At 56.1% G+C, this 21,446-nt stretch carries 22 protein-coding genes; 5 read left to right on the top strand and 17 right to left on the bottom strand.

Translation table 11 applies throughout. The features are described from left to right. Positions 1–37: 37 nt before the first annotated feature. The 13 genes from lpxB to rpsB form a co-directional block, all read right to left on the bottom strand. Positions 38–1,228, bottom strand: a complete 1,191-nt coding sequence (gene lpxB / locus ASD54_RS09810; RefSeq protein ID WP_062554383.1) for a lipid-A-disaccharide synthase — start codon at positions 1,226–1,228, stop codon at positions 38–40. Beyond that, positions 1,225–2,103 carry a UDP-2,3-diacylglucosamine diphosphatase LpxI gene (lpxI, locus tag ASD54_RS09805; protein ID WP_062554382.1) on the bottom strand — a complete coding sequence of 293 codons (879 nt, stop codon included), beginning with the start codon at positions 2,101–2,103 and terminating at the stop codon, positions 1,225–1,227. Before lpxI ends, lpxB begins: the two co-directional genes overlap by 4 nt. A 10-nt stretch (positions 2,104–2,113) precedes the next feature. Next, the gene (lpxA, locus tag ASD54_RS09800; protein ID WP_062554381.1) at positions 2,114–2,929 is read right to left on the bottom strand and encodes an acyl-ACP--UDP-N-acetylglucosamine O-acyltransferase; all 816 of its coding nucleotides are present in this window, start codon (positions 2,927–2,929) and stop codon (positions 2,114–2,116) included. Continuing rightward, a complete protein-coding gene (gene fabZ / locus ASD54_RS09795) occupies positions 2,926–3,393 on the bottom strand; it encodes a 3-hydroxyacyl-ACP dehydratase FabZ (RefSeq protein WP_062554380.1) in 468 nt (155 codons plus the stop codon). Before fabZ ends, lpxA begins: the two co-directional genes overlap by 4 nt. Next, on the bottom strand, positions 3,386–4,444 hold the full coding sequence (gene lpxD, locus ASD54_RS09790; protein WP_062554379.1) for a UDP-3-O-(3-hydroxymyristoyl)glucosamine N-acyltransferase: 1,059 nt from the start codon (positions 4,442–4,444) through the stop codon (positions 3,386–3,388). Before lpxD ends, fabZ begins: the two co-directional genes overlap by 8 nt. A 50-nt stretch (positions 4,445–4,494) precedes the next feature. After that, entirely contained in the window at positions 4,495–6,822 is a 2,328-nt protein-coding gene (gene bamA, locus ASD54_RS09785; protein ID WP_062554378.1) for an outer membrane protein assembly factor BamA, read from the bottom strand. 189 nt (positions 6,823–7,011) lie between these two features. Then, entirely contained in the window at positions 7,012–8,133 is a 1,122-nt protein-coding gene (rseP, locus tag ASD54_RS09780; protein WP_062554377.1) for an RIP metalloprotease RseP, read from the bottom strand. Between the two features lie 29 nt (positions 8,134–8,162). After that, on the bottom strand, positions 8,163–8,996 hold the full coding sequence (locus ASD54_RS09775) for a phosphatidate cytidylyltransferase (RefSeq protein WP_062554376.1): 834 nt from the start codon (positions 8,994–8,996) through the stop codon (positions 8,163–8,165). Then, the gene (locus ASD54_RS09770; protein ID WP_062554791.1) at positions 8,996–9,739 is read right to left on the bottom strand and encodes an isoprenyl transferase; all 744 of its coding nucleotides are present in this window, start codon (positions 9,737–9,739) and stop codon (positions 8,996–8,998) included. The genes ASD54_RS09775 and ASD54_RS09770 overlap by 1 nt, the downstream gene beginning before the upstream one ends. A gap of 51 nt (positions 9,740–9,790) precedes the next feature. Next, positions 9,791–10,348, bottom strand: a complete 558-nt coding sequence (gene frr, locus ASD54_RS09765; protein ID WP_183898006.1) for a ribosome recycling factor — start codon at positions 10,346–10,348, stop codon at positions 9,791–9,793. Between the two features lie 50 nt (positions 10,349–10,398). Beyond that, entirely contained in the window at positions 10,399–11,124 is a 726-nt protein-coding gene (gene pyrH, locus ASD54_RS09760) for a UMP kinase (protein ID WP_062554790.1), read from the bottom strand. 97 nt (positions 11,125–11,221) lie between these two features. Beyond that, a complete protein-coding gene (tsf, locus tag ASD54_RS09755) occupies positions 11,222–12,148 on the bottom strand; it encodes a translation elongation factor Ts (protein WP_062554374.1) in 927 nt (308 codons plus the stop codon). 223 nt (positions 12,149–12,371) lie between these two features. After that, entirely contained in the window at positions 12,372–13,139 is a 768-nt protein-coding gene (gene rpsB / locus ASD54_RS09750; RefSeq protein WP_062554373.1) for a 30S ribosomal protein S2, read from the bottom strand. A 259-nt stretch (positions 13,140–13,398) separates the two neighbouring features. On the opposite strand from rpsB, the gene ASD54_RS09745 reads away from it, so the two are divergent. Beyond that, positions 13,399–13,752: an STY0301 family protein gene (locus ASD54_RS09745; RefSeq protein WP_062554372.1), complete on the top strand. Its 354-nt coding sequence runs from the start codon at positions 13,399–13,401 to the stop codon at positions 13,750–13,752. Positions 13,753–13,777: 25 nt separating this feature from the next. Here the strand turns inward: ASD54_RS09745 and ASD54_RS09740 are convergent, their stop codons facing one another. Further along, positions 13,778–14,614: a cell envelope integrity EipB family protein gene (locus tag ASD54_RS09740; protein ID WP_062554371.1), complete on the bottom strand. Its 837-nt coding sequence runs from the start codon at positions 14,612–14,614 to the stop codon at positions 13,778–13,780. Positions 14,615–14,726: 112 nt separating this feature from the next. Between ASD54_RS09740 and ASD54_RS09735 the strand changes: the two genes are divergently transcribed. The 4 genes from ASD54_RS09735 to ASD54_RS09720 are packed head-to-tail and all read left to right on the top strand — an operon-like array spanning position 14,727 to position 17,564. Then, positions 14,727–15,197, top strand: a complete 471-nt coding sequence (locus ASD54_RS09735; protein ID WP_062554370.1) for a RidA family protein — start codon at positions 14,727–14,729, stop codon at positions 15,195–15,197. Positions 15,198–15,199: 2 nt separating this feature from the next. After that, positions 15,200–15,916 carry a glycerophosphodiester phosphodiesterase gene (locus ASD54_RS09730; protein WP_162249576.1) on the top strand — a complete coding sequence of 239 codons (717 nt, stop codon included), beginning with the start codon at positions 15,200–15,202 and terminating at the stop codon, positions 15,914–15,916. A gap of 12 nt (positions 15,917–15,928) precedes the next feature. After that, positions 15,929–17,152 (top strand): GNAT family N-acetyltransferase, encoded by a 1,224-nt coding sequence (locus ASD54_RS09725; RefSeq protein ID WP_062554368.1) that lies wholly within the window; start codon positions 15,929–15,931, stop codon positions 17,150–17,152. Beyond that, the gene (locus ASD54_RS09720; protein WP_062554367.1) at positions 17,142–17,564 is read left to right on the top strand and encodes an HIT family protein; all 423 of its coding nucleotides are present in this window, start codon (positions 17,142–17,144) and stop codon (positions 17,562–17,564) included. The genes ASD54_RS09725 and ASD54_RS09720 overlap by 11 nt, the downstream gene beginning before the upstream one ends. A 108-nt stretch (positions 17,565–17,672) precedes the next feature. Here ASD54_RS09720 and ASD54_RS09715 read toward each other — a convergent pair whose 3' ends face one another. The 3 genes from ASD54_RS09715 to clpA form a co-directional block, all read right to left on the bottom strand. After that, positions 17,673–18,008, bottom strand: coding sequence for an AzlD domain-containing protein (locus ASD54_RS09715; RefSeq protein WP_062554366.1), 336 nt, complete (start codon positions 18,006–18,008; stop codon positions 17,673–17,675). After that, complete coding sequence (locus tag ASD54_RS09710) at positions 18,005–18,775, bottom strand: AzlC family ABC transporter permease (RefSeq protein WP_062554365.1); 771 nt, start codon at positions 18,773–18,775, stop codon at positions 18,005–18,007. The genes ASD54_RS09715 and ASD54_RS09710 overlap by 4 nt, the downstream gene beginning before the upstream one ends. 149 nt (positions 18,776–18,924) lie before the next feature. Next, positions 18,925–21,441: an ATP-dependent Clp protease ATP-binding subunit ClpA gene (gene clpA / locus ASD54_RS09705; RefSeq protein ID WP_062554364.1), complete on the bottom strand. Its 2,517-nt coding sequence runs from the start codon at positions 21,439–21,441 to the stop codon at positions 18,925–18,927. Positions 21,442–21,446: the final 5 nt, after the last annotated feature.

The raw sequence follows: 21,446 nt of genomic DNA, 5'->3' as shown, positions 1-21,446 counted from the left end.
ATGTGAAATTCCCGCGGAACTCCGACCCGGCACAAGGTCAAACAGGAAGCTTGTTTTGCTTTGCGAGCAGATCCAGTACAACCCTGGCTCCGGCGAGACCCGGAGGAGTGTCGGTCGCAAGCTTCGCCCAGACTTCGTCGAACCCGCTCTGCATTGCCCGCAATTGGGGCGTGTCGCGCGACAGCACCTCCGCCCAGCGCGCAAAGTAGCCAGGGCGTAAAAGATCATTCAGGTGTTCCGGAATGACAGGTTTGTCCGCGATGAGATTGGGCAAGGCGGCTGACCACACCTTGATCCGTGACAGAAACAGCTGCATCAACAGATCCGTCTTGTACATGGAAACGGTTGGGACACCGCACAGTGCAAGCTCCAGCGTCACGGTCCCAGAGGCGGCAAGAGCCATATCCGCCTTGGCAAAAGCGTCCCATTTCTCCTGCGGAGTCCGCGTGACCGTTGGCTTAACGCTCCAGCCCGCAAGCAGCGATTCGACGAGAGCATGTTGACGCGAAACCGTTGGAAGAAGAAAGGTCGCCGACGGATTGCGGCTACGGATGAGGTCGGCCGTGTCCTTGAGAATTGGCATCAGGCCCTTGATCTCGGTGGACCGCGACCCCGGCAAAAGCAGAACGCATGGACCGGAGCCGTGACCAGTGACTTGATTTTCTGCCAAAATCTGGCGCTGCTCACGCACGCGCTTAACGTTCGGATCCGCCGTTAATCGATGGCCGATAAACGTTGTCTTCGGTCCACCCAGGCGAACCATCTCTTGTGGTTCAAAGGGCAGGACAGCAAGCACGTGATCGACATATCCCAGCATCGCCTGGGCGCGGTACTCTTTCCAGGCCCACACGCTTGGACAGACATAATTCACGATGGGCAAGCCCGGCAGTTTCGCGCGGACATGTTTGGCGACACGATGGGTGAAGTCTGGACTATCGACAATGACCAGCAGGTCAGGCCTGGCTTCAACTATTCTGTCGGCAGTCTGCCGTATGCGGCGCAGAAGCTGCGGCAACCGCTTCAGAACCTGCGTTATTCCCATGATGGAAAGTTCAGAATAGTCAAAGAAGGACCGGAGCCCTTGTGCCTCCAGCGCATCCCCGCCAACCCCCACGAGTTCGATCGTGCCGCCGTGTTCTGCACGCAGATAATGCATGAGATCGGCAGCGAGGAGATCCCCAGACACTTCACCCGCAACCACCGCGACCTTGAGTTCTCTTCCGTTCACGGCAGTCCCAACCCATCCAATCCCAGATCAACGCCAGCGATGAAAAGACCATGTTGCTCAGCAAGTTCCCCAGCCGCAGCCCGCTCGACAATCAGCGAGCGCCCTGCCTCAACGGCAACCCCTGCCAGACCCGCGGCCGAGAGTGCTGCAATCGTCGACAGACCAATCGTTGGAAGATCTGCACGCAGATCCTGCTGAGGCTTGCAGAGTTTTACAAGCACACCATTCTTCCGTTGGGATATGCGTCCTGATCGACGCAGGTCAGCGACACGGGAAAGCATTGAGTCCGTGCCCTCTGCACCCTCCAGGGCGATGATACGGCCACCAACGCAAACAGCCCCCTGCCCGATATCCAGCCGACCGAGAGCGCTTGCTGCATCTACTCCGGCCTTGATATCTATCCGATCCTGATCCGTCAAAGCTGGACCATGTAGCAACCCGGTTTGCGCAAGAAGATCAGGGGCAATTTCATGGACGCCGCAAACACGGCAACCCATGCCCTCAAAGATGCCGATGACCATCCGCAGGACAGCGTCATCTCCGCCGTTGATCAGCGTCCTCACAATCGAAGGCAAGCGAAAAACCACCCGCAACGTCGGGTGAATACTGCCCCAATCTGGCCTCTTGTGAACACCGCCAGACATGACAACGCGGCCGATCCCTTCGCGCCGGACGATCTGCTCAATCAGGCGCGCATCGCCAATGCCTGCAATTTGAGTGGAGAAGCCCGAAAAGTCAGCATCCGCTTCGTTGCTGAGCGCGATGATATAGGGATCATCCTGCGCTCGGCGCGCTGCCTCGGCCACATACAGAGGGAGGAAACCACGCCCTGCTATGATGGCGAGCCTACCTTTTTGGCCTCCACCACCGACCATAGACACCGGCTCAAGCCTTCCCGCGATACGGAGACGAAATGGCGCGATCACTCTCGGCACAGATGAAGTCAATCACCTCGAGCGCCTCAGGGCAGTCCAGATAGTCGTTCCGCAACGCAGCGGCATTGCTGCGAACGGAACCCTCAGCCTCGAAAATATCTTTGTAGGCTCGCCGCACCTTGTGAATGACGGCCCGCTCTATGCCTGCACGCGTCATCCCCACAACGTTAAGGCCGCCGAGAATTCCGGGATTGCCGTTCAACATTCCATAGGGAATGACATCGTAGTTGACCGCAGAAAGCCCACCAATAAAGGCCTGCCTGCCAATCCTTGTGAATTGGTGCACTGCACATCCACCGCTCAGGATAGCGCGATCTCCCACAATGACGTGCCCAGCAAGCATGACATTGTTGGACAGGATGATATTGTTGCCGAGACGGCAATCGTGGGCAACATGCGAATTGGCGAGAAACAGGCAGTCATCTCCGACGCTCGTTATGCCACCGCCACCCACGGTACCGGAATTCATCGTTACGCCTTCACGAATCGTGCAACGCGCTCCGATGACAAGTTTCGAATCCTCACCGGCTTCATGCAGGCTCTGCGAAACACCACCGATAACGGCCATCGGATGGATACGGCAGTCGGCGCCAACTTCCGTAAATCCGTCGACCACGGCATTCGAAATGATGTGAACGCCATCTTTCAGGACAACGCGCGAGCCCACTCTTGAAAAGGGACCGACAACAACGTTCTCACCAATGACTGCGCCATCCTCGACAACAGCGAGCGGGTGAATACGTGCACTTGAAGCTATCGAACTCATTCAGCTTCCTTCGGGCGCATCATGGCGCCGATATCTGCTTCGGCGACGAGCACATCGTCAACCAGAGCATCGCAGTGGAACTTCCAGATGTTACCACGCTGTTTCTGCTTCTGAACCCGGATTTCAACGCGGTCGCCAGGAACAACCGGCTTACGGAAGCGAGCATTGTCAATTGTCATGAAGTAGACGAGATTGCCGCCAGCACCCTGCTTCCGCGCACAGATGGCGCCAGCCGTTTGCGCCATAGCTTCCACGATCAAGACGCCGGGCATTATGGGTCGAGTCGGAAAGTGCCCCTGAAAATGAGGCTCGTTGACCGTGACATTCTTGATACCAACTGCGCTATCGTCACCATTGATATCAACGATCTTATCAACAAGGAGAAACGGATAGCGATGAGGCAAGAGCTCCATCAGTTCCATGATGTCGACTGAATCCAGCACGTGCTGCGACTCTTCAGCCATTATTTTCACCCTTCTTCTTCAAGCGACCTTCGGCACGCACCATGATCTCCGCCGATTCTCGCAAAAAATCGCCCAGGGGACGCGCAGGCATTCCACCATATTTTGCACCGGCAGGAACGGGTGTAATCACGCCGCTCATTCCCGCGATCTGGGCACCATCACCAATGGAAATATGCCCATTTACCCCAGCAGCACCGCCTATTTGGACTCCACTGCCGATCACCGTCGACCCTGCAACCCCGACACCACTCGCCATCGCCGTATGCCGGCCGACCCGCACATTATGGCCGATCTGAACGAGATTATCGATCTTGGTGCCCTCGCCAATGACCGTATCATCCATCGCACCACGATCAATCGTTGTGTTGGCGCCAATTTCGACATTGTCCTGAATGATCACACGGCCAATCTGAACGATCTTCACCATGCCGGTTGCACTGGGCGCAAAGCCGAATCCGTCCTGTCCGATGCGAGCGCCAGAGTGAATGATCACGTTGTTGCCGATAAAGGTGCAGGCAAGCGTAACATTGGACGCAATAGAACAGCCCCGACCAATCTTGACGCCGGGTCCGATGGTCACGCTAGAACCAATATGCGTGCCAGCTCCAATCTCAACGCCAGCACCAATGACGGCAAATGGCTCAATGCTAACATCCGCCTCAAGACGCGCGGTCGGATCGACATGGGCAGATGGCGAAATGCCCGATGTTTGAACCTGCGTCGGCCGCAATGCCGCTGGATACAAAAGCGAGGCCATCAACGCAAATGAGGTTTGGGGCGACGTCGCACGCAGAATGGAAATTCCGGCTGGGACATAACCCTCAAGTCCTGAGCCGCAGATGATGGCGGTGGCAGCACAGGTTTCCAGTTCGGCCCGGTACTTCCTGGATGCAATGAAGCAAACATCGCCTTCCTTGGCACGATAAACAGGCGAAACACCCCTGATGATCGAGCTACCAGCACCTTCATCCACGAGTTCAGCCTGACACCGGTTTGCGAGCTCGCGCAAACTGAACGCCTCAGAAGGCGGAAAGAAAGAATGTCTATCCATGAAGTCAAGCTCCCGAAGAGCAATCGGCCCTCTTTCGAGGGCCGACAAGATCAGAACTGGTTCGCCATGCTGAAGCGGAAGCGCTGTTCCTGATCGTAGTCTTCCTTCATGACCGGAACCGCGTAGTCGAAGCGCAGAGCTCCGAACGGAGAGGCCCAGGTGATGCCTGCGCCCACAGATGCGCGCCATGCAGAGCTCGTACCCTGGATACCGGCTGTATTGGCAACTTCGTTGCCGTAAAGCGTACCCGCATCTGCGAAAAATGCTGCGCGCAGACCAAAGTCTTCCGGAACAACCGGCAACGGAGCGGTGACTTCCGCAGAAGCAGTGAAGTAGGTCGTACCACCGATCGTGTCACCATTGCGCATACGAGGACCGATACCATCGTTCTCGAAACCGCGAACCTGACGGCCGCCCAGCGTAAACTGGTCAAACACATTCAGTTTGTCGCCTGTTGCAACAACATGGCCCGCACCAACAGACAACTGACCGATGAGGTCCATTTCATCCGAAAGCGTGTGGAAGTAACGAGCGCGACCATAGATCTTGTAGAACTCGGAATCGCCACCGAGACCGGCATATTCATGCGTAACCGTTGCATAGATGCCCTGACGCGGGAGCGTCATGCTATCCAGCGTGTTGTATGTCAGCGTCTGCGAAACGGACGACTGGACATAGGTACCGCCATTCACGAGATCCAGATACGGACGCGACAGGCTCGTCTTCCAGTCGCCATCACCGCTATACTGGATTTCTTTGTAGTTATACCGGAATGTCGTCGCCAGTTCTTCCGTGATCGGGGCCGTCACACGCAGCGTAAAGCCCTGCTCTTCATAGGTATAATAGTCGTTCGAAGAGGTCTGGCTCTTGAAAACGTCAAAGCCAGCAGCAAGGCGATAGCCAAGGAAGTAAGGTTCAGTGAAGTTCAAGGAGTAGGTGCGCGAGCTATCCTGACCACCACCGGCAGCGACACGAATGTACTGACCGCGACCCAGGAAGTTCTTTTCCTCGACTGAGGCTTCAAGAACGACACCGTCATTGGCCGCATAACCTGCACCAATACCAAACGAACCGGTTGCCTGATCCTCAACATCGACAACGATCACAACGCGATCAGGAGACGAGCCCTGCTGCGTAGAAATATTGACTTTACCGAAATAGCCGAGGGCCTCCAGGCGGCGCTTGGCACGCGTGATCATTGTCTGATTGAAGGCATCGCCTTCGCTCAGGTCGAATTCGCGACGAATGACATAGTCACGTGTACGCGTGTTGCCGCGAATATCGATACGCTCAACGTAAGCGCGCTCACCCTGATCCACCAGGTAGGTCACACCAACGGTGTTCGTCTGGAAATTACGATCACCGCGCGGCGTAACACGCGCGAACGGATAACCTGCGCTAGCGACCTTTTTGGAGATCGCCTCCATCGTCTTCTGGATTTCCTTGGCGTTGTATGTGTTGCCGCTCTTGGTCTGTACAAGACCCTGCAACTCCTCGCCACTGATACCGCTGACGGTTGATTCGACAGCTACATTGCCGAAATTGTAGCGCGCGCCTTCTTCGACGGTGAACGTAATTGTGTACTCGTTCTTCGACTCATCAAGCACAGCATTGGAAGAGACGACGCGGAAGTCTGGATAACCGTGATTATAGTAGAACTGGCGAAGTGCCTCTTCATCAGCACGCAGCTTGTCATCGGAGTAGACATCCTTACGCGTGATGAACGAAAGCGGGCCGCTTTCCTTCGTGACCAGCACATCGTGAAGACGACGGTCGCCGTAAGCCTGATTACCGACAAAATTGATTGAGGAGATCTTCGTGCGCTCGCCTTCGTTGATCACGAAAGCCAAGTTCACTCGACCCTGTCCGACTGGAGCCGTCTGGGTCGTGATCTGTACATCGCTACGACCGATCGACGTATAGGCTTCCTTGAGGCGCTGAATATCCGCCTGGATGATTGCATCAGAGTATGGTCCAAGCGGCTGTGTCTGCACGACTGCCTGGAGCTTGTCATCCTTGATCTTGCGGTTGCCGTTGAAAACAACCTGATTGACCAGGCGGCTCTCATTGACCGAAACCACCAGAGTCCCGCCCGAAACGGAAATCTTCACGTCAGAGAAGTAGCCGGTTGCGTACAGGCGCTTAACCGACTCATCAATGTCCGAATTGGAAAACGCGACCCCTGGACGGATGGTAAGATTTGAACGGACAGCCTCCTGGCCAGTCCGCTGGGCGCCCCGCACATCAATGCGCTGAATCACAGCGGCTTCAGCCGCCAAAGGCGATGCAAGCACCACAACGCTTGCGCCCGACACGACAACACCAGCAGACAGCGCAAACGCCGACACTGCGTTCAAAAACTTTGAACCAGCTTTCATTTCAATTCTTACCTTTTCCCGTTGTCCCTCGGCGGGCGGTAACCCGACTCCGGCCACGTGTGTCGTTTTACCTGCTTTTACCCTACAAGCAAGGTTTCCCGTTAATTTCTATTTACTTCCTTGCAAGCAGTGTCTCAATCGACACGGCGACTTGCAAACAAGGTAAACAGACTCTTTCCTCGAACGCCCTCAGCCTATGAGATTGCTGATGTCGTTCCACGTCGCAAATACCATCAGGCTCAGAACCATAGCCAGTCCGATACGAAACGCAATCTCTTGTGCACCCGCCCCAAGTGGTTTTCCACGAATGGCCTCAATGGCATAGAACACAAGGTGACCACCATCAAGTACCGGAACCGGCATGAGATTGAGCAAACCGATTGAAACGGACAGGACGGCGGCGAGTTGTATCACTGCGGCAATTCCGAGAGTCGCCATCTGACCGGATGCCTGCGCCACCCGCACAGGACCACCCAGCTGATCTGCCTTCATGCGACCGGTAACAAGATTTCCGATGTAGCGGAACGTGCCGGAAATGATCTGCCCGGTTTCGATCACACCTTCTTTCACCGCCTCAATCGGTGTGTACTGGACACGGCGGAAGTTACCGCTCTGCTCGTTTGTCACGACGCCGATCAAACCCATTTCGACCTTGTTGCCGAACTGGTCGGTGAGTTCGGTCCGCTTCGGCACCAGAGGAATGTCTTGGCGCTGGCCGTTGCGCTCGATGGTCACAATGACCGGTGTTTCCGGGCGTATACTGACGTAGCGGCGAACGTCATCGAATGTCTTGATCGCAGATCCATCCAGCGCGACGAGGCGATCTCCCGGCAAGATTCCAGCGGCGGACGCGGCACTGTCCGCGCGCACTTCTGAAACAACGGGATCGGATACGGATCGTCCGTAGACACCGAACAGGATGGCAAAAATGACGATTGCCAGGAGAAAATTCGCAATCGGACCGGCAGCAACCGTTGCAGCACGCTTCCAGAGCTTGGCTCCGCCAAGTGTCTGGGCGCGCTCCGCCTCCGTCAGATGATCAAGGCCGTCGAAATCAGGTCGGCTCGAAGCATCCTCATCGCCCCAGAACTTGACATAGCCGCCCAATGGGATCGCGGAGATTTTCCAGCGGGTGCCGTGCTTGTCATTGAAGCCGATGAGTTCCGGGCCAAAGCCGATGGAAAATGCGGTGACTCGAATACCGCTCCAGCGACCAACGAGATAGTGCCCCATCTCATGAACGAAGACGAGCAAAGACAGCACAAGAATAAATGGAATCAAATAGCCGGTAATGAAGCCAAAAATGGCCATTTTATCCTCCGAGCAAGATCCGGCTGAATTTACAAGCCAAATACGAAAGCTGCAACTGATGTACCACCTGCGTCAGACCACGCCGCATGGATCACCGCAAGAAGAAAAGCTGTGAAACCGGCGAAAACGAGGCCGTCAACCCGGTCCATCACTCCACCGTGACCGGGAATCAGATGGCTGGAGTCCTTCACACCGAAGCGACGCTTGATGAACGACTCGAAGAGATCGCCGATTTGACTCGCAATGGACAGCAGTAGCGCGAGGCCCAGCGTCCGGAAACTCAACTGGGGAAAGAAGGAAAACGACACAGCGCCTCCGGCAATCACCCCGGATACGGTCCCGCCAATGGCACCGGACCAGGTCTTCCCGGGCGAAATGCGTGGCGCCAGTTTCTTCCCGCCAATGGCGCGTCCAACAAAGAATGCGAGAATGTCAGTCGCCCAAACGATTGCGAAGACATAGATCATCGCAACGAAACCTGTGGCATCACTTCCACGTATTGCGGCCAACGAAATGCCACTGAGGCCTGCGTAGAAGATACCACCCGGAAACCAACCGCTGCAATCTCTCAGATAGAGCAAAATCAATGCGGTCATGGTGAGACCAGCAAGCAGGGGAACGCCGAGAGCCGGATCACCCACGATCAAATTCAAGGAGAGGAGAGCGATCGCGAACCAACCGAAGGCGTAGGAAGGGTAATGCCGTGCCGACAGGCCGGTCATCGTAGACCACTCGTAGTAGATCGAGATCATGATCACGGCCGAAAGGATGTCGAAGGCCAATCCGCCCATCCATGTCGCCCACAACGAACCGACTGCCAAAACGATGGCCGAGACAATTCGCTTCTTCAGTTCAGACGACATCACCCTACCACCGCGGTTGTACTTTCGGACAGGCCGCCAAAACGACGATCGCGCGCAGCGAAGATTCGCAGGGCCTCATCGAACATCTCGCGGCCGAAATCAGGCCAATAACCGGGCAGAAAAACCAACTCGGCATAGGCGGCCTGCCAGAGCAAAAAGTTCGAGAGGCGCTCCTCGCCGCTGGTTCGAATGATCAGGTCAGGATCAGGAATTCCGAACGTATCCAACTGTGATGCAAGGTGATGTTCAGTGATATCCTGTGATGCCAGCTCTCCTGCTTCGACCATATTCGCGAGACGACGGGCCGCACGCGTGAGTTCGTCGCGCGCCCCATAATTGAAAGCAATGATCAATGTGAGGCCGGAATTGCCACGTGTGGTATCCTCGGCCTCAATCAAAAGCGGCAGAATATCGCCCTTCAGGTTCTCCCGATCACCGATGACCTTGATCCGAACATTGGATTTATGCAGCTCAGCGAGGTCGCGTCGGATGAACCGTCTCAGAAGCCCGAGAAGGTCAGAAACCTCTGCTTCCGGCCGGCTCCAGTTTTCTGACGAAAACGCGAACAAGGTCAGATAGCGTATGCCATAGTCACCGGCCACTTCGACCGCACGACGAACGGCTTCCACACCTTTGGTATGTCCAACGGTCCGTGGCAGGCCCCTCTCCTTGGCCCAGCGACCGTTGCCATCCATAATGATGGCAACGTGCTTCGGCACATTCGGCGTCGAGCCACTATTCATGGAATATCCGTTCATTTCGTGCCGATTCAACCGGTGAGCGCAGCAGGGGATTTAAACCTGCATGATTTCCTTTTCCTTGTCAGCAAGCAAGCGATCTACTTCGGAAATCGTATCATCCGTCATCTTCTGCACTTTTTCAGACTGTGCACGGCTGTCGTCCTGACCGATGACGCCGTCCTTCTCAGCCTTCTTCAGAGCTTCCATACCGTCGCGGCGAACGTGGCGAGCGGCAACCTTTGCCTTTTCGGCGTAATCATGTGCCACTTTCACGAGGGACTTGCGGCGCTCTTCATTCAGTTCCGGCAGCGGAATGCGCAGTGTCTGGCCGTCGACGATCGGGTTCAGTCCAAGGTGGGATTCCCGGACAGCACGGTCCACCGCCCCGACCATCGTCTTGTCCCAGATGGAAACCGATAGCATACGCGGCTCTGGAACGCTGATGTTGGCGACCTGATTCAGCGGAACACGCGAGCCATAGGCCTCCACGGTGACCGGATCCAGAATGTTTGCCGAAGCACGGCCTGTTCTCAAGGACGCAATATCGCTCTTGAATGCTGCAATGGCGCCGTCCATACGACGCTTGAGATCGTTGAGATCCGTTCCGCTCATCATACAACTCCATTCTTCTTGCTGTCGCGGCATCCTGACCGCGCCTGATGTCAGTTATCGGTTACGATGGTCTTCAGGCCACCACCCGTCAAGATTTGGCCGAAACCGCCCTTCTCGTGGATCGAGAACACGATGATTGGAATACTGTTCTCACGCGCCAGAGCCACGGCGGCTACGTCCATGACGGCCAGTCCCTTCTCCAGCACTTCGCTGTGCGTCAGTCTGTCGAAACGAGAAGCATTCGGGTCCTTTTTCGGATCGGCAGAATAGATACCATCTACCTGCGTACCCTTGAAAATAGCCTGTGCACCGATTTCGGCGGCTCTGAGCGCGCCAGCCGAATCGGTCGTAAAGAAGGGGTTGCCCGTTCCGCCGGCAAAAATCACCACGCGGCCCTGCTCCAAATGATGAAGCGTGCGCCGCTGTGAGAAGCTTTCACAGATCTCTGGCATCGCGATCGCAGAGAGAACCACCGTTTCGATATTGAGCTTGCGTAGCGACGTCGCCAGCGCCAGCGCATTGATCACAGTCGCCAACATGCCCATGTGATCGCCAGTGACGCGATCTCCACCCTTGGACGCAACAGCCACGCCGCGGAAAATGTTGCCTCCGCCTACGACCACGCCGACTTCCACTCCCATGGAGACGGCCTCGGCAATGTCGGCGGCAATACGATCGGCGACAGTGACGTCAATGCCAAAGCCCTGACTGCCCATCAGCGCCTCACCAGAGACCTTCAGCAGTACACGTTTATAGACGGGTTGAGTGGAAGACATGGAAACTCCTTCGAGGATCGCACCGAATGCCGGATACACGAAGGGCATCGCATTGTCACGCGATGCCCCAGGCTTTTACAGGTTTTAGGACGAAAGCTTAGTGCTTAACGGCCGCAGCAACTTCTGCAGCGAAATCCGTCTCTTCCTTCTCGACGCCTTCGCCGAGCAGGAGACGCACGATGCCCGTAACTTCGATCGGCGCGCCGGCATCCTTTTCCGCTTCCTTGAGAGCAGCGGCAACCGTCAGGTCAGGATTGATGACGAATGCCTGCGACAGAAGCGCGACTTCTTCGAAGAACTTGCGCATGCGGCCTTCAACCATCTTCTCGATGATCGCGTCCGGCTTGCCGGATGCGCGGGACTGCTCGATGAAGACGTTACGCTCACGCTCGGCAACGGCAGCGTCGACTTCCTCGGCGCGAACAGCCAGCGGGTTGGTTGCGGCAACGTGCATGGCAACCTGGCGGCCGATAGCTGTTAGAACATCCTTGTTACCGGTCGACTTGAGAGCAACCAGAACGCCCAGCTTGCCGAGCGAATCAGCAGCAGCGTTGTGGATGTAGGTCGCAACCACACCGTCTTCGACCGAAAGCTTTGCAGAACGGCGAAGCGTCATGTTTTCGCCGATGGTGGCGATTGCGTCCTTGATCGTATCGGTGACGGACTTGCCGGTCGCTGGGTAGGTTGCAGCCGAAACAGCCTCAACAGAACCATCAGTCGTCAGCGCAACAGAAGCAACGCCACGGACGAGATCCTGGAACGCATCGTTGCGGGCAACGAAGTCGGTTTCGGAGTTGACTTCGACAACCACGGCGCTGGTGCCAGCGCTGGCAATGCCGACGAGACCTTCTGCAGCAGTACGGCCAGACTTCTTGTCAGCCTTGGCGATACCCTTGGCGCGCAGCCAGTCGATCGCGGCTTCCATGTCGCCATTGGTTTCGGCGAGCGCCTTCTTGCAGTCCATCATGCCTGCGCCGCTCTTTTCGCGCAGTTCCTTGACCATTGCGGCTGTGATTTCGCTCATTTTCGCCTCTTATCGATTTGTCGGATGCGCCTGCTGGAATCAGGAACCGGCGCCAATTTGGAGCACGAATGTACTCGGGACTATAACAGCGTTATGAATGGCACTCCGGCGCATCAAGCTATCAACAGCGTGCATTCGGCCACGGAGCGTCTACATTCGAATGAAGGCCGCCACGAGGGCGACCTTCAAATCATGAACCGAAGAGCCGAAGCTCCCCGGCAAATTACGCCTGAGCGTCTTCAGCCAGAGCCGGCTCGATCGGAGCATCGGCAGAAGCGCCGATATCGCGACCGGAAGCGCCCTGCTGGCGAGCAAGACCGTCGATTGCAGCGCGGGCAACGAGGTCGCAGTAAAGCGAAATCGCACGCGAAGCGTCGTCGTTACCCGGGATCGGGTAGTCGATGAGGTCTGGATCGCAGTTCGAGTCGATGATGGCCACGACCGGGATACCCAGGCGCTTGGCTTCGTCGATAGCGATCTTTTCCTTGTTGGTATCGATGATGAACATCAGGTCCGGCGTGCCGCCCATGTCACGGATACCGCCGAGAGCCTTTTCCAGCTTCTCGCGCTCGCGCTCAAGGTTCAGGCGCTCCTTCTTCGTGAAGCCCTGGGCTTCGGAGTTCAGGATTTCGTCGAGCTTGCGCAGGCGCTGGATGGAGTTGGAGATGGTCTTCCAGTTCGTCATCATGCCGCCGAGCCAACGGGAGTTGACGTAATACTGGGCAGAACGCTTGGCAGAATCAGCGATCAGTTCAGACGCCTGACGCTTGGTGCCAACAAAGAGAACGCGGCCGCCACGGGCAACCGTGTCGGAAATCACCTGCAGAGCGCGCGACAGCATAGGAACAGTCTGCGCCAGGTCGATGATGTGGATGTTGTTACGATCGCCGAAAATGTACGGCTTCATCTTCGGGTTCCAGCGATGTGTCTGGTGACCGAAGTGAACGCCAGCTTCCAAAAGCTGACGCATGCTGAAATCAGGCAATGCCATGCCTTATACTCCTAGTTTCCGGTTTAACCCCCGCGAAACGAACAGCTGCATAAACAGCCACCGGCGGAACAGACCGGATTTCTCCCGGCCAATCCCAAGCTTCGCGTGTGGAATGAAGGTGCGCATAACCGCCTTGTCATCCAATTGCAAGACCCGCACCGATATTTTAACGACCCTGCTCCGGAGATTGCTTCGCCTCCATAGACATCAAGTCTGGAATTTTGCAGTCTGCTTAAGAAACTTGCTGGGGACGATTAGAATGAACAAACCTGCAATTGTTCTGGCTTTTATACCTGTATTTGCAGCCTCGCTTGCCCATGCGTCGGATGCAGCATGTCCTGTTCGTGCATCGGATCCGCTGATTTTCATAGAGCTGTTCGATGGTCCGGTGGCAGATAACGTGGTGCTCGCGCCAGACCAGTCATCAGGAAATGCGACCAAGGGGAAAGCGATCTGGCAAGTGAGTTCCGTCTACAAGGAGGGCCGAATGCTCAACTTAGCGTGCCGCTATCGATCATCAGAAAAACCTCTGATGATCGAAATCAAGCAGAAGGTAGCGACCTGCACCCAGCAACTCGACACGAAGATGGGTGGCACCTTTACCTGCAAGTAAGACACGGCAGTGCGCTAACCTAACGTCAGTTACATTTTTCCTGCGCCGGCTTCCCCAGAACCTCAAGTTTTGACAGCGTGCCGGAAAGGACGAAGTCGCCATAGTCCATGGTAAGGTCGCGCGTGATGCCGTTGTCATAAAGCTTGAACGACATGCGGTAGACGGGCGTAGAATCGGATTGGGCGTCCTCGTTGTAATAGGCAATCGTGACTGGCCAGTACGGTGTCTTGGCGAATTCACCAGCAAGCTGCGCCTCTTCATCATCGGACTTCGGCTGCTGCTGCGCGCCGACAACCGTGGATGTCAGCAGACTCTTGTCTCCGTCTTCTGAGCCGTCAAAAACACGCGCCTCGAAAAAGCGCTTGCCCTGCTTGGCGTGATCGATGACCTCCAGCATATGCTCCGTCGGGAACTGGGAAGGTGTCAGCGTCACATCCCGCTTGTCCGGCTTGGCAAGTGAGATCGCAAGATTGGTTTTTGCGTCAGTCGCCTCCCCGGTCACCTGCTTGTCGAGCTTTTCATCCGTGAAGGACTTGGTGTCAAAGCGAAATTGACGTGCCTTGATATTCTCGAAGGTTGTCGTCTGCTGGTCGGTGACGCGCTGTTCCTCGCCCGTATCGATCTTGGTGACAAAGCGGAAATTGGTCGTGAACCCGCTGCAGGCAGACCCCGTGAACTCGTAGACCATGCGGCCGAACATGCCTTCAATACCGGATCGATCGGACAGGTCTTTCAACTTCAAATCATAAACTGCGCGATGGGGAACGAGCGAAAGTGCGGTTTCGACGCCAGCGTGAGCTGCCCCGGGAGCAAAGAGCAGGGTCGAGGCGTAAAAAACACCAGCGAGGCCGTAACGGTTCATCCACAATCTCCTATGGGACTCAGCCCACGATGTTATATGTACGCCACAATAGCAGTGCGTCCTTCATGTGTGACGGAATCGCGTCAATTTTACAATCAAACAGGAGAATGAAATGTCCGCAGCCATCGAAACACGGCTCAAGGATTTGGGGTTCGAATTACCCGTAGCAGCCGCGCCAGCTGCGAACTACGTGCCCTTCACGATCAGCGGCAACACTCTCTACATCTCGGGCCAATTGCCCATGGAAGGCGGAAAAATTGCGATAACCGGGCTTGTTGGCGCTGAAGTCGACGTGCCGACAGCCCAGCGCGCGGCTGAACTCTGCGCCATCAACATTCTCGCTCAAGCCAAGGCCGCACTGGGTGGAGATTTAAGCCGTATCCGGCAAGTGCTCAAGCTGAACGGCTTCATCGCCTCCGCGCCTGGCTTCGCTGAACAACATATCGTGATGAACGGCGCCTCAAATCTCATCGCAAATGTGCTCGGTGCTCCGGGCAAACATGCTCGGGCCGCGGTGGGTATGGCCGCTCTGCCCTTCAACGCCGCTGTAGAAATCGACGCCATCCTGGAAATCGAAGCATGAGCATGAACGCTGATTGGATCAAGGATATCCCGGTCGCCCATCGCGGCTATCACGATCAGAACAAGAAGGTCTGGGAAAACACGCTGTCCGCGTTTTCACGGGCGGTAGAAGCCGGTTTCGCCATTGAATGCGATATCCAGCTGTCTTCGGACAGCGTGCCTATGGTCTTTCATGACCACACGCTGGAACGCCTCTGTGGGATTGCGGGAGACGTGCGCGAAAAATCCGCGGCTGAACTCGGCCTGTTGTCCGTCGGCGGAACCGGCGACAAGGTGCCCAGACTGCGCCAGATGCTGGATCTCGTGAAGGGCAAGGTCCCCCTGGTTATCGAGCTGAAGGGTCGCACGGAAGAAGAAGACGATGGATTTGCGGAAGCCGTTCTGGAGGTTCTGGAAGGCTATCAGGGCAAAGTGGCTTTGATGAGCTTCGATCATCATCTGCTTTTCGCACTGAAAAAGGCAGGCTCACCCTTCCCTGTGGGCCTGACCGCGGAAGGGAATGATCCGGACAAGTTCTTCGAGCATGATGAAGCCATGCAGGCTGGTCTGGACTTTATTTCCTACCACTGGGCGCACCTGCCGAACAGTTTCGTTGAGGCTCAAAGAAGCCGCGGAATTCCCGTTATCACCTGGACTGTCAGGGATGAAAATGCGCGGTCTCATACCTATACTCATGCAGACCAGATGACATTCGAGGGTTTCGACCCACGAGAAAGCTGAAACGCTGCGTAAATGACTGAAGAAATCACCATCCGCGTCGAACGATCTTTCAAGAACATCGCCAGTGAGCAGTGGTCGCATTTGACGGGCGCTCGACGCGGAGGTGGTTCACCTTACAATCCGTTCCTGTCTCACGCTTATCTCTCTTCCCTGGAAGCGTCTGGTTCGGCCACGGCCAAGACTGGCTGGCAGGGCCACCATCTGCTTCTGGAAGACGAGGCGGGAATGCTGATAGGCTCCGTTCCGGCCTATCTGAAAAGCCACAGTCAGGGCGAATATGTCTTCGACCATAGTTGGGCAGACGCGTTCGAGCGCGCCGGTGGTCGCTACTATCCCAAGCTCCAGTGTTCCATACCCTTCACCCCGGCCACCGGACCTCGCCTGTTGGCTCGCGACGGATCGTCAGCAGATGATGTGCGATCCTCACTTGCTCAGGGCGTCGCCGCGGCCGCCCTGCAAACGGGGCTTTCCTCCGCCCATGTCACGTTTCTCAGTGAGCGAGAGTTGCCGTTCCTGGAGCAGGCTCGTTTTCTGCACCGGACCGATCAACAGTTCCACTTCATCAACCGTGGCTATTCAAATCACGATGAATTCCTGAATGAGCTCTCGTCATCGAAGCGGAAGAACCTGCGCAAGGAACGCCGCGCTGCCGTGGAAAATGGCATCACCATCGAATGGTTGACGGGCTCGGATCTGACCGAAGATATTTGGGATCAGTTCTTCGCCTTTTACATGGATACCGGCAGCCGGAAATGGGGTCGGCCTTACCTCACGCGGCAGTTCTATTCGCTGATCGGCGAGCGGATGCCGGAAGACATCCTGCTCGTCATGGCAAAACGAAATGGCCGCTATATCGCAGGTGCCATCAACTTTATTGGCGAAGACGCGCTGTACGGTCGTCACTGGGGCTGCATCGAGGATCAACCATTTCTGCATTTCGAAGTCTGCTATCACCAGGCAATCGATTTCGCCCTTGCCAAGGGTTTGCAGCGGGTCGAGGCTGGTGCACAGGGAGAACACAAGCTCGCCCGCGGTTACCTGCCGGTGACCACACATTCCTGCCACTTCATCGCCCATGCGGGTCTTAGACGCGCAATCGACGATTACCTTGAAAGGGAGCGGCGCGAAGTGCAGTACGCTGGCGAATATCTCAGTGAACACAGCCCTTTCAGAAAGGGCGACCTATCTGAAACCAACCGCATAAATATCGGGAAGACAGACATAGATGACGTATGATCCAGACAACATATTCAGCAAGATCATTGCCGGAACGATCCCCTCTCACAAGGTTTATGAGGACGAGGACACGCTGGCTTTCATGGACGTCATGCCGCAGGCTCCCGGACATCTGTTAGTGATACCCAAATCGGGGTCCCGCAACCTGCTGGACGCAGATCCGGTAACGCTTTCCAAACTGATGCCGGTTGTTCAGAAGCTTGCCGTTGCTGCGAAAGACGCGTTTGATGCAGACGGCGTGTTTATCGCGCAATTCAATGAGCCAGCCGCTGGACAAACGGTCTTCCACCTGCACTTTCACGTCATTCCCCGGCATGAAGGGCAACCTTTGAAGCCACATTCGGGCAAGATGGAAGACCAGGCAATTCTGGCAGACCACGCTGCCCGGATCCGTGCTGAACTGACCAACTGATAGCTCATGCTCGGGTCATGCAAGGCATTGCCCGAGCATACCGCATCGCAATCGACGGACTCCAAAGTTTTGTCGAAGCTGATCTTATCGGCCGAATTGCTCGCCCAGTCAGACGATCAACAATCCACTGACAAGGCACACCAGCGATACGACCACACAAACGATAACCCGCTGGCCTGCTATCAAAAAGGCAACAAAGCCAATTCCCACCGCCCCTGCCCGGAGCCAAAGCGGGGCATCGGCAATTGTGCCGGTGGGAAAGACAACCAGTTTTGCCGTCACCGCCATCACCAACGCGGTTGCAACGGCGCGTACCCATTGCAGGCCCTCGGAATCCTCATCGAGCCGGTTTCCGACGATAACGCCAAGCCAGCGCCAAATGTCCGTGGCCAGCCATCCAGCAACGGCAATGACGAGAAACACCCACCACCAACTCTCAGTCATGGCAGCTCCTCCCGCGGTTCAGCTTTCGGAGACTTGGACGTTCGATTGCGGATAAAATAGCGATCAATCAGGTAAGCTGCCGTTCCTCCACCAATACCCACGTACAAGATATCAAAGCGAGGCTCGATGGTCGCCATTAGCGGCCCACCGATGACGCCAACAATAAAGGCGAGCTTCACGACAGAATGACGAGCGCTCGCCCAAATCGACGCGAAGAAATAGATCGGCGTCAGCATGAACAATGCGCCGGCCACAATGGGCGGAAACTGGGCGACAATTCCATAGCAGACACCGACGATAACGCCGTTCAGCAGCGTGAGCGTTATCGCGAAACCTCCGAAATAAGCGAGCCTGCGGTCTCGCGGTACAGCTTGCATGTGCTGCATGGCAAAGACCCACGAGGTTATCGCAACAAAATGCGACAGAAACAGAAGTAGCCAGGTTGGACTTCGCTCATTGCGCATTTCCGGCATGATGGAGGCAACCATCGGCATCATACGGATGGAAGAGAGCGTCACAGCCAGAAAGCTCGCGGCAACGGGTGCACCGCTTGCCATAGTCCCGATCAGGATCATCTTGGCCGGCAACGCCCAGACAGACAGTGTCATGAAGACAGCCTCGGCTCGCGTAATTCCTGATTCGAGGGCGAAGGCACTGAATCCGACGAAAGACGTCATAAGGATTATGGCTGGTATGGAAATTATTCCGCGCATGCCAGTCACAAACCAGGCGGTATTGGAGCGGTACTCAGTCGGGGAAGCTTGCATCGATCGTTTCCAGCGCTACCCCAGCAAAACCACAGAGTGCTGGCGTAGAAATTGTGTCGGCGCGGTGGGTCTAGCACAGCCCGTACGATTAGGTGATGCTGAAATTGAAAATGCCGGGGAAAATCCCCGGCATCGGTAACCCAGTCGAGTTACTTCTTTTTTGGAACCCGTGGCACCGTACTTCCTTTGCGCGGCTTGGCCGGTTCGTCAGTGATGACATCTCCATCCTGAAGTTTCGGCTTCACCGTCTTTTCCTTTGTGTCGGGCTTCGTGGATGCCTTGGCTTTCGAAGTCTTCTGCTTCGAAGAGCCGCTGTCTTCGGCAGCCTCCTCGACCTCTGCTTCAGGCTTAGGCTTCACCGGAACGGCTTCGGGAATGGACTTGAGAACCAGACCATCCTTGCCGTCTTCCTTCTTGCCGACAGTGACCTCAACGACACCACCCTTGCGAAGCGCACCGAACAGGATCTCATTCGCAAGCGGCTTCTTGATATGCTCCTGAATGACACGAGACAGTGGCCGTGCACCCATGCGCTCGTCGTAGCCCTTTTCCGCCAGCCAAGCGATGGCATCCTGATGCAGATCGAAGGTGACATTGCGCTCGGAAAGCTGGCTTTCCAATTGCATGACGAACTTCTGGACGACCTGATGGATGACTTCCGTTGGCAGCGGCGCAAACGGTATGGTCGCATCGAGACGGTTGCGGAATTCCGGCGTGAACAGTCGGTTGAGAGCCTCCTCGTCTTCACCGGTCCGCTTCGAAGAACCGAAGCCGATCGCCGCTTTCGCCATCTCCGACGCGCCAGCGTTCGTCGTCATGATCAGGATCACATTGCGGAAGTCGATCTTCTTGCCGTTGTGATCCGTCAGCGAGCCGTGATCCATCACCTGCAATAGGATGTTGTAGATGTCTGGATGTGCTTTTTCGATCTCGTCCAGCAGCACGACCGAATGCGGATGCTGATCGACCTGATCCGTCAACAGACCACCCTGATCGAAACCGACATAGCCGGGAGGCGCTCCGAGCAGGCGCGAAACCGTGTGGCGCTCCATGTATTCCGACATGTCGAAACGGAGCAGTTCCACGCCCAGAGACGCCGCCAATTGCTTGGCTACCTCCGTCTTGCCGACGCCTGTCGGGCCGGAAAAGACATAGGAACCAATCGGCTTGTTCGGCTCGCGCAAGCCCGCCCGCGCAAGTTTGATTGCGGTTGCAAGCGCCTCGATCGCATTGTCCTGACCATAGACGACCGACCGCAATTCCTTCTCGAGGTTGGCAAGAACCGCCTCGTCATCCTTGGATACGGTCTTGGGCGGAATACGAGCCATCGTAGCAACGGTGGCCTCGATCTCCTTTTCCGTGATCAGCTTGCGGCGCTTCGATGCCGGAAGCAGCATTTGAGCTGCTCCAGTTTCATCGATCACGTCGATCGCCTTGTCCGGAAGCTTCCGGTCCGAGATGTAGCGAGCCGAAAGCTCGACTGCGGATTTGATCGCATCGTTGGAATAGCGGAGCTTGTGATACTCCTCGAAATAGGGCTTCAAGCCCTTCATGATCTCGATCGCGTCCTCGATCGAAGGCTCATTCACGTCTATCTTCTGGAAGCGGCGCACGAGTGCGCGATCCTTTTCGAAGAACTGCCGATATTCCTTGTAGGTCGTCGAACCGATGCAGCGGATCGCACCTGAAGACAAGGCTGGCTTCAGGAGGTTGGAAGCATCCATCGCCCCGCCGGAGGTCGCACCGGCTCCGATTACCGTGTGGATTTCGTCGATGAAGAGCACGGCACCCGGATACTCTTCCAGTTCCTTGACGACCTGCTTCAATCTCTCTTCAAAATCACCACGATAACGCGTACCGGCCAACAGCGTGCCCATGTCGAGCGAGAAGATTGTGGCATCCGCAAGCGCTTCCGGCACCTTGCCTTCAACGATACGCTTAGCCAGACCTTCGGCAATGGCGGTCTTGCCTACCCCAGGATCACCCACGTAAAGCGGGTTGTTCTTGGAGCGGCGGCACAAAACCTGGATGGTACGGTTCACTTCCGAATGACGCCCGATCAACGGATCAATCCGGCCATTCTTGGCTTTTTCGTTCAGGTTGACGCAGTAGGCGGTCAGAGCATCCTGAGCCTTCTTTGCACTTCCCTCTTCCTGCTCACGACCCGGTTTGGATTCGGCTTCGCCCTCTTCGGCGCCGCGAGGCGTGCGAACTTGCGAAGACCCTGGACGCTTTCCAATCCCGTGAGAGATGTAATTGACCGCGTCATAGCGCGTCATTTCCTGCTCCTGCAGGAAGTATGCGGCATGGCTTTCCCGTTCAGCAAAAATCGCGACCAGTACATTGGCGCCTGTCACTTCTTCACGGCCGGAGGACTGCACGTGAATGACGGCTCGCTGAATGACCCGCTGGAAGCCGGAAGTCGGCTTCGAGTCCTCATCATAGCCGGTCACGAGGTTTGCGAGATCGTTATCGATGTAATCGGAGACGGTTTTGCGCAGAACGTCGAGGTTGACGTTGCAAGCACCCATAACGGCCGCCGCATCGGCATCATCGATCAACGCCAGCAGCAGATGCTCCAGCGTCGCATATTCGTGGTGCCGCTCATTGGCGAAAGTCAGTGCCTGATGCAGCGCCTTTTCAAGACTAGGCGAAAAAGTTGGCACGTGGG

Origin of the sequence: Rhizobium sp. Root149, from assembly GCF_001427345.1 — a bacterium.
Classification (GTDB): domain Bacteria; phylum Pseudomonadota; class Alphaproteobacteria; order Rhizobiales; family Rhizobiaceae; genus Neorhizobium; species Neorhizobium rhizoryzae.
This window is presented reverse-complemented; position numbering and strand designations above follow the sequence as displayed.